Source organism: Steroidobacter sp. (assembly GCF_016790065.1).
Taxonomy (GTDB): Bacteria; Pseudomonadota; Gammaproteobacteria; order Steroidobacterales; family Steroidobacteraceae; genus Steroidobacter.
On the sequence record NZ_JAEUPY010000517.1, the window covers coordinates 1 to 8,288 of the forward strand.

5 protein-coding genes are annotated in these 8,288 nt (G+C 61.5%); 3 read left to right on the top strand and 2 right to left on the bottom strand.

The features are described 5' to 3' along the window. Together JNL55_RS21510 and JNL55_RS21515 are read right to left on the bottom strand one after the other, a co-directional pair. Window positions 1–917 (bottom strand): hypothetical protein (locus tag JNL55_RS21510; protein WP_293858661.1); only part of this gene is annotated, 917 nt, incomplete at its 3' end. Window positions 918–1,044: 127 nt separating this feature from the next. Then, window positions 1,045–3,180 carry an OmpA family protein gene (locus JNL55_RS21515; protein ID WP_293858664.1) on the bottom strand — a complete coding sequence of 712 codons (2,136 nt, stop codon included), beginning with the start codon at window positions 3,178–3,180 and terminating at the stop codon, window positions 1,045–1,047. 223 nt (window positions 3,181–3,403) lie between these two features. On the opposite strand from JNL55_RS21515, the gene JNL55_RS21520 reads away from it, so the two are divergent. The 3 genes from JNL55_RS21520 to JNL55_RS21530 all read left to right on the top strand — a co-directional run. Further along, a complete protein-coding gene (locus tag JNL55_RS21520) occupies window positions 3,404–3,985 on the top strand; it encodes an ECF-type sigma factor (protein ID WP_293858667.1) in 582 nt (193 codons plus the stop codon). 78 nt (window positions 3,986–4,063) lie between these two features. Then, entirely contained in the window at window positions 4,064–6,700 is a 2,637-nt protein-coding gene (locus tag JNL55_RS21525; RefSeq protein ID WP_293858670.1) for a serine/threonine-protein kinase, read from the top strand. Between the two features lie 81 nt (window positions 6,701–6,781). After that, window positions 6,782–8,288 (top strand): efflux RND transporter permease subunit (locus tag JNL55_RS21530; protein ID WP_293858673.1); only part of this gene is annotated, 1,507 nt, incomplete at its 3' end.

Genomic DNA, 8,288 nt, shown 5'->3' on the forward strand with positions numbered 1-8,288 from the left:
CCGCCGTAGGTCGGGACTTGCAGGTCGCCAGACCAGCCTCGATTCGCGGCCGCATGCATGGCGGGCATCACATTGGCGTCGATACCGTTCAAACGCGTCACATCGAACAGCGACTCGCTCTGCACGACGATGATGTCAGGCAGAGGCGAGCGTGCTTGGAGGGCTACCGGCACGGAGTCCAGACCATAGTCATGAATCATCCGCATGGATGCGTCGACGTTGGTCGTGGACTGCGGCACACCGCGCAGTTCCCAATGCAACAGAATCATGTTGGCGATGACACCGGTGCGGCCGGCGCTTTCGCGCGGTGCCCAAGGTTCGAATTGCAGCTGACCGGGTTGATAGACCACCTTCCACGGCGCGCTGCCCTGAACCAGCGTGGCCCACAGCACCAGCGTGCAACAGGCGATGCCCCAGCGATGCACGCCTTTGAGCGAGCCCATCGGCCGCTCTTTATAGAGCAGCAAGGTGACCACCAATGCTACAACAGCCAACAACAATTGCTGACGCGAGGAGGCGAGGTATTGAGCGAAGAACGCGTAGTTCACGCCGATGGCTTTGAGGAACTGAAAATCGTCTGGCAGCAACGGCGTGGCCAGCTCTTTCAACTTGATGTAGTTGATGAAGTACAGCGCACTCAGCGCCAGTACTGTAAGCCAACACGACACTAACAGACGCCGTGTCACGGTCAGCAGCGCCGCATGCAGGATCAGCACCGGGACCAGGTTGAGGAACACCATCATCCAGGGCTCGCGGCTATCGAAGGTCACCGGCCAGGGTAAGGCTGGATCGAGATAGCTCACCAGCAGCGCGTAACCGACTGCAACCAACGCAAACCAAGCTGCGCCGAGCTTGAGCGGCGAGGTGTCAGCGGCCCGAGACTGCAGAGCACTGTATTGGTGCTGTATCGACTTCACCCGCTAACGCCCCCGCAGAATTCCGTTGTAGGACTAAGTCGTCGGCGAGCCGCATAAGTTCCCCCATGGGGTGACATGAGGCCGCGACGTCGCCGATCCCCAACATGATACAGCGTGTGCGGGCTTATCAACGGCCGGCGGATGAGGCCGGTGGCTTCAACGGCGTTGCTGGGCAGCGGGGGGCAACTTCAGCGACGGCCTCGATCTCGGGCCCGCCGCGCACCAGAATTTCCACGCGACGATTGCGATTTTGCGCGCTGGAGGTCCACGAAAAATCCAGCGGTCGCCGCTCACCGAGACTGGCGATATCGATGGTGTTGGCTCGCAGGCCACTGCGCACTAGCGCATCTTTCACTGCTTGTGCTCGGCGTAGTGCTAGCGAATCGTTGTAGCGGCAGGTGCCCACTGCATCGCTGTGACCGACGACCACGATTCGCTCAGGTCGATTGCGCCTCAGCTGTCGCGCCAGATTCGCGGTGGCAGTGGCCACAGGTTTGCGCAGTGAGTCTTCGTTGAAACAGAAATGCAGCGACGGGCCTCGGCGCTGCAGAGTTTCATCGGCGTAGGTCAGTGCTGCCGCACCTTTACGATTGACGCCATCCCACGCCGCCGCATCGCTTGCCGAACGCTTGACCAGGCTCGAGGGAATGGTGTCCGGCCGTTGTCGCAGCAGATATGAAGTCATCGCCGCGACACCGCTATCGGTGCAAGTGTCTTCGAGCAGCTCACGTGCCTCTTCGAAATTCGGCAGCGGGCGGCGGCCAGTCTTGGGATCGATGGGCTTGCGCAGCCGATGCGACAACAGCGTCAAGCGAAGCGCTGCGCCGACTGCTGTGTGGCCGTAGCGTTCGGCCGCTTGCTCCAGCGGAGCAATGTCATCTTGGTCGCCGATACGGCCGCCGAAATACAGCAGGCGCCCGATATCACGATCCAGCTTGCCTTGCGCATCGACCAACGGTTGCAGCGCTGCTTGATCGTCGGGCGTTGCCGGCGACGCGATGGCAATCTTCACGGGCTCGCTGATGGCGCCACTGCCAGAGGCGTTGGTCTGCAGGCGAGCGCGGATCTCATAATCACCGGGCTCGGCGAACGTCCAACCGTCCTCGCCGAAGTACACCGGCACGGTCTCTTCGGTTTGTGCGCCGGGCTCGAGCTGTGCGTCTTCGTCGCTGGTCGGTTCCAGCCACGCAATCGGCTGAAGTGTTTGCCAATCGTCGCTGCCTGCCGTTCGATATTCGATTTGCAGCATGCCGTAGCGAGGGTTGAGGCGCTCCACCACTGGCAGCGGTGCGTCACCTGTGTTTCGCGCGATCACACGGACTGCAATGGGATAGCCCAGAGGATAGGCGGCACGCTGTGCTTGCAGCGTGATCGTTGCGGCGGCGGTGCTTTCCTTGGGTTCTTCTTCCGCCTCGGCCGCCTGAGCCATGGAGATGCCGATCAGTGCGCGCAAGCGGCGCATGGCTATCGACCAGCGGGTTCCTTCATCTGTCTTTACGACGTGCGTGCGAGCATCGTCGCATTCGGTCGGCGAAGCGCGACGATTGGTGAAAGGCGAGTTCTCCCGGCCCGGCAACACATCGCGGGCCGCGGCGCTTTGAAAGAAACGAATGGTGTTGGGACTCAACGCCATCAGCGGCGTCTCGGTCAGACGCCACTGCCGACCCTGCGCTTCAGCGATACAGCGCGTGGGTGCTTCCAGAGTCAGTCGTCCGTCGCCGAGTTGGGCGGCGTCGAAGTGGTGCCGATTCAGCGCATGTAGCAATTCATGCGCAAAGGTGCGCAGTTGCAGGGTGGCGATGAAGCTGGGCTCTTGCTCGGCGAAGAATCGCTCCGTGGTACGAGGCGCGACCGCGAAGCCTTCACGATCCGCTACGTCGAACATGATGCCGAACAGGTTGTCGCCGTTGTCCGCAATCAATGCATCGACGAACAGCGCGTACAACGTTGCGTCGGTGCCTTCGATGGGGCCCCGATTGCGCCACGCGCTGACGAATTGGAACAAGTCAGCCGCATCCAGCGGACCGCTGGCGGGATCGTAGGCGAGGCCGAGCTCGTCGATCACCGGCACCAGTTCGATGCCGCCGCCTTTCAGAATGCTCTGCAGCGACACCGATTCGGCGTCGGTCGAGACGTCGAACTCGATGGGCTGCACCGGGCCCAACGCATCGATTTCCAGGCCCACGGTGAAGCGGCGCTTGGCGCAACCGGGCTGATCGCAATCGGCGACCGGCCAGAAAAAAGCCCAGAGCGCCAGCAACACACAGGCGGCGGTCAGCCCGCTGAGGAAATAGAGGAGCCCGGGGCGGCGGGCGAGATCGCTTGTAATCGGTTCAGTGGCGCTATCCTGCATCCCAAGAGTAAAGCGGCTGTCGTCGCTAAAAGCGAGTCCGGCGTTACCACGCCGGCCCCTTTCCTAACCAAAGTCCGTTGCCAAAAGTCAGCCGGCCGCGCAGGCTTGGCTGCTAAAACGTGGGGGAATGCGCATGGCCAGCGTGGAAGACCAACGGACTGCGGACGATCCGTTAGCTGATCTATTGGAGCGCGCACAGAACGGCGATGCAGCGGCTCGCGAGCGCCTGTTCGCTGTGGCGTATGAAGAATTGCGCGTCCAGGCCCGGGCGCAACTGCGGGGCGGCGGCCGCAATACTTATCTAGATACGACCGTGCTGGTCCACGAGAGCTTCCTGCGCTTCATGCAGGCCGGGCAGCTCAACGGTAAAGACCGCGGCCATTTCTTTGCGTATGCCGGGCGAATCATGCGCTCGGTGGTGGTGGATTTCGCGCGCAAACGCCAGGCCGAGCGGCGCGGTGGCCAGGTTCAGCATGTGCCGCTCGATACTCAACTGGCCGAAGATCTGCGAGCCAGCGACGAAGAACTGATCCGCATCGACGAAGCCTTGCAAGCCCTGCAGGAGGTCGATGAGCGGCTGGTGCGCGTGGTGGAGATGCGCTTTTTCGTCGGCATGACCGAAGCGGAAGTGGCCGATGCGCTGGGCGTGGCGGATCGGACGGTCCGCCGCGATTGGGAAAAGGCCAAGCTGCTGTTGACCGCGACGTTGCGCTAAGTCTTTCGCTCGACGGCATGTCCGCTTTGGCGAGACGACTGCGTCTGACTAGCTTAGATCCCATGTTTTGGGGGAGTTATGAGTCTGTCGGGCCCGGATTGGGTCAAGTTGAATCAGCTCTTGGACGATGCTCTGGACCTGGCGCCCGAGCAACGTCATCAATGGATGGACTCGCTGCCGCCGGAGTACGAGTCGTTGCGGGAGACGCTGCGCTCGCTATTGTTTCGTCAGGCAGGCCCGGAAACATCGGAAGTGTTGCGCCGAGCGCCGGCGCTTCCGGAGACCGCGCTCGCCAGCAATGACCTGGTCGGCCCGTATCGACTGATTCGACAGCTCGGCGCCGGCGGTATGGCGACCGTTTGGTTGGCCGAGCGAGCCGATGGTTCGCTACAGCGGCAGATTGCGCTCAAGTTGCCGCGAACCACACTCGCCGATCGCGAGCTGGCCCAGCGACTCAACCGCGAGCGCGACATCTTGGCCGCGCTCGAACATCCAAACATTGCGCGCTTGTACGATGCCGGTGCGGATGCGAACGGCCGGCCTTACATGGCCATCGAGTATGTCGACGGGGTGCCGCTCGACGTCTATGCCGCCAGCAAGTCGCTATCGATCAATGAATCGCTCGAGCTGTTCGTGCAAATCGCCGATGCGGTGGCTTGCGCTCATGCACGCCTCATCGTGCATCAAGATCTCAAGCCGTCGAACGTGCTGGTGAAGCAGGACGGCGATGTTCGTTTGCTCGATTTCGGTATAGCCCAGCTGTTGAGCGCCAGTGCGCCGAACGACGAGTTTCTGCATCGCTATCGAGCGTTCACACCACGCTATGCGGCGCCTGAGCAGTTCGAAGGCCAGCCGGCCAGCGTTGCCACGGACATCTATTCGCTCGGTGTCATTTTGTACGAGCTGCTGGCGGGGCGCAGTCCGTACCCGGCGTCGCTGCAACCGGATATCGTTTGTTTGGACATCGTGCCGATTCTGGACGTGGTCGATTCGCGTCAGGCGGCTGCACTCCGCGGCGATCTGGATGCCATCATCAATAAGGCGCTCCAGCTGCGGCCTCGCGAGCGTTATGAGACGGTCAATCAGCTGGCCGAAGACATCGATCGCTATCGACGGCATCTACCGATCCGTGCGCGCCCGGACACTGCTACCTATCGTGCGAGAAAGTTCTTTCGTCGACATGGCGTCGTGGCGACGCTTGCCAGTGCGCTTTCGATCACCGTAGTCAGCGGTGCTGGTGTGGCCTTGTGGCAATCGGGCGTAGCCATGCACGAACGCGACCGCGCCGTGCGTTCGTTGGAAGAGGTGTCGGCCACCAATGAGTTTTGGAACATGTTGTTCACCGAGGCGGTGAACAACGAAGAAGCGGTGACCATGCCCCAGCTGCTGGATCGGAGCGAGCGCATGGCTGAGCAAGCGTTCGCCGATGCACCGATCCGTTATGCGGTGGCTATCGAATCGATTGCTTCGTTGTACATATCGCACGGCATGCACAGCAAGGCGGCCACGCTCATCGAGCACGCGCTCCAGCGCACCGAAGGCGTGGAAGGCGCGCATCGCACCGACTGGCTCAACTGCAAATATGCGATGGCAATTGCGCAGTTGGATCGTTCGCAAGAGGCCGATAAATTACTTGCCGAAGTCATTGACCGATCCGGCGATCGACCGGATTTGCAGCAGTACTGCGCGCACCGTCGAGCCATCGTCGCACGGGACAACAACGACGCCGCGGGAGCATTGGGCTACATCCAGCATGCCTACTTCTTGTCGCACGCCCAGCCAGTGCGCTCGGAGTTCGAAGAAGCCAAGCTGCTCAGCGATATGGCCTACGCCTACGAGCTGAACGGCGATTCGAAACAGGCAGCGGTGTACTACGGACGAGCGTGGGACCTGTTCACCGCGCTGGGTCGGGACAGCAGTCATGTGGCGATCACGGTGCTCAACAACTGGGGCAATCTGGACATCAGCACGGGCAATCCGAGCGCGGCATTGGATCGGTATTCGCGTGCTATCGAGATCGCACAGGAACATTCGCCAGCGGGCGCAGCGCCGACTTACTTGCTGGTCAATCGAGCGTCTGCGTTGGTGCCGTTAGCTCGTTACGACGAGGCGCTGGTGGATTTCGCAGAGATCTTGAAGCGGGCCGAGGAAGAAAAAAACCTGCGCATGGTGACCATGGCGCTGTCAGGCCGCGCTGAAGTGTATCGTCGTCATGGCGATCTCGATCAGGCTCGCCGCGAATTGGATCGGTTGGCGCAACAGATCGGGAATAGCAAAGACCTGCGCGGCCCGGCGCGTAGCCGGATGCTGTTGGTGGAAGGGCGCATGCGGCAGTCCCTTGGGCATTTGGAAGAAGCGCGGCGCTATTTCGATCTCGCGGTCGCAGATGTCGTCGCCAGTGGCGCCAAGACAGGTGGTTTCGCGCAGCCGTATATCGACCGGTCCAAAGTGCGCTTGGAACAAGGCGACCATGCCGGGGCTCTGGCGGACATCGAGCAAGCCTTGTCGTTCGCCACCGGCGCGCGAGGTGGTGCGGAACACTCGGCAATCGTCGGATTCGCTGCATTGACTCAAGGCGATGTGTTCAAAGCCATGAGCCGGCCGAAGGATGCGGCACGGGCCTGGCGGACGGCTGTGACCAATCTCAGTCCCACGGTGGGCAAGTCACATCCGGAGGCGGTGCGAGCGCAACGCCAATTGAACGAACTGACCTGACTTAGAGACGTCCATGACCTAATTCGGCCATGACCTGATTCGACGCGCGGCTGCGTCTGGTTGAGCATCAGGAGAGTTCCGATGCCACCCGACACAGTTTCTTCCGAATCCCTTGCGCCTGGGTTGGATCGCTGGCTGCGATTCACCGTACGACGGCCGCTATTCATTGTCGCTTGCGCGCTGTTGTTGACGGTGCTCGCGGCGATCTCGGCCACTCGACTTCACAAAGACACGTCCGCGAATGCGTACATCGAGCCGGACAATCCGGCGCTGCTGTACCGTGAAAAGGTCATCGAGACCTTCGGACTGAAAGAACCCATCGTGATTGCAGTGGTGGGCTCGTCTCCGGCCGGCATCCTGTCCGTCGACAGTTTGCGTTTGGTGCGCGATCTGGTGGAGCGGGTGGAACGGATCCCGAATGTCGATCCGGATCGCATCGTCAGCGTCGTCAGCCAGAGTTCGATTCGTGGCGGCGCGGACACGTTGGAAGTGTCGCCGCTGTTGCCTGCCGGTGAGATCGATGCGCTGACGGTGACAACGCTGCGAGAGGCACTCGATTCCACCACGTTGTACGACGGCACATTGGTCGCACGCGATCGGTCGGCAACTGTCATCGTTGCTGAGCTACTCGACGAGCGGCAATCGGCTGCGACTTATCAAGCAGTGCTCGACCTGACGCGCTCGATAGCCAAGCCTGGCGGCATCGAGCTGCACGTCGCGGGCGCTGGCGCGATCACAGGATACTTTTCCACTTACATTGACCGCGACGCCGGCCGCCTCGTGCCGTTCACGGCCATAGCGGTGAGCATGGTCTTGTTCTGTGCGTTCTTCAGTACGCGCAGCTCGGCGTTACCGATGTTGATTGCGGCGATGACGGTGATTGCGACGCTCGGTGCCATGGCGGCGAGCGGCGTGGCGTTCTATGCCATCACCAACGGCATGGTCGTGGTGCTCATCGGCATCAGTGTGGCCGAGCCCATGCACGTGTTTGGTGAGTATTACGCGCTGCTTCGGAATCGGCCGACGTTATCCAATGCGGAGTTAGTGCGCGGCGCGCTACGCAATGTTTGGTGGCCGATTGCTTTGACCTCGGTCACTACGCTGGTGGGCTTCCTGTCGCTGTGGCTGACGAGCACCATGCCGCCGATTCGGTACTTCGGTCTGTTCGGTGCGTTCGGCGTGTTGGTTGCTTGGGTATTGACGGTGTCACTGTTGCCGGCAGCGATGGCCCTGCTGCCCAAAGGCGCGCCCAAAGAGTCGCCTTCGCCGGAGCGTGCGCCGGATGCAGTCAGTCGATTCATGTTTGCGGTGGGCGGGAGGGTCATCCGTGCGCCGAGAACGGTGCTGGCTGTGACTGCCATCTTGAGTGTGGCCGCCTTGTCGGCGGCAGCTCTGGTGCGTGTGGATCACGCTCGCATCGAGAACTTCAACGCTGATGAGCCGATTTACATTGCTGACCGCGAGATCAATCGCGTGCTGGCGGGGACCAATCAACTCGACATCGTGATCGAGTCTTCCAGTGACGATGGCATTCTCATGCCCGAGGCGCTGCGACGGATCGATGCGCTACAAACGTATGTGACGTCGA

Bases quoted from the DNA above. Each gene is read 5' to 3' on its own strand.
- JNL55_RS21520 (WP_293858667.1), top strand. From the start codon at position 3,404: ATGGCCAGCGTGGAAGACCAACGGACTGCGGACGATCCGTTAGCTGAT.
- JNL55_RS21525 (WP_293858670.1), top strand. From the start codon at position 4,064: ATGAGTCTGTCGGGCCCGGATTGGGTCAAGTTGAATCAGCTCTTGGAC.